The 852-nt window shown below is 43.2% G+C and carries 1 pseudogene; it reads right to left on the reverse strand.

Going from position 1 to position 852, the window contains the following annotated elements:
• Positions 1–67 precede the first annotated feature (67 nt).
• Positions 68–852: pseudogene (gene nhaB, locus A3766_RS02070) on the reverse strand (sodium/proton antiporter); the annotation flags it as partial.

The following is an 852-nucleotide window of genomic DNA, read 5'->3' on the forward strand; positions in this document are numbered from 1 at the left end:
GCAGCCCGGCATTTAAAGCATCCATAATTAAGCCCGGACAGGCCGGGCTATATCAAGCATTCATAGCCTAGAGTGTGAGATAAACACCTAGATAGCCAACAACACCTAATACCACAGTATATGGCAAGGCCATAACCACCATCTTGCCATATGATAAACGCACCAATGGCGCTATCGCAGAGGTCAACAAGAACAAGAAGGCCGCCTGACCATTTGGCGTTGCAACACTAGGTAGGTTTGTTCCGGTATTAATCGCTATGGCAAGCTTTTCAAAATGCTCGCGACTAATAGAACCGGCATCAAAGGCACTCTTCACTTCATCGATATAAACAGTCGCAACAAAGACATTATCACTAATCATCGACAGTACTCCATTCGCAATGAAGAACATGCCAGGCTGGGCACTTTCATCAAGCGACAGAACATAGTTAATCACACCCGAAAATAAGTGCAGCTCATGAATTACACCGACAATCGTGAAAAAGACAACGAGTAAAGCTGTAAACGGTAATGCCTCTTCAAACGCTTTACCAATTTGATGCTCTTCATTGATCCCAGTAAAGACAGTTGCAAGAATAATGACTGTTAAACCAATTAGCCCTACCGCAGCCAAATGCAAAGCTAGTGATACGCATAACAGTACTGCCACTGCACCTTGAGCAATCAACTTAGCTTTAAATTCCGGGGTCATTTTAGCCTTCTCTTCCTGATCAAAGTTTTCTAGAATCTTCCGAACCGAGCCTGGAATCTTAGCCCCGTAGTCAAATTTTTTGGTTTTCTCTAACAGAATACAAGTAAGCAAGCCAAAAAACAGAACCGGCATTGTAATCGGTGCCATTTGCAAGAAAAACT

Source organism: Oleiphilus sp. HI0132 (assembly GCF_001635845.1).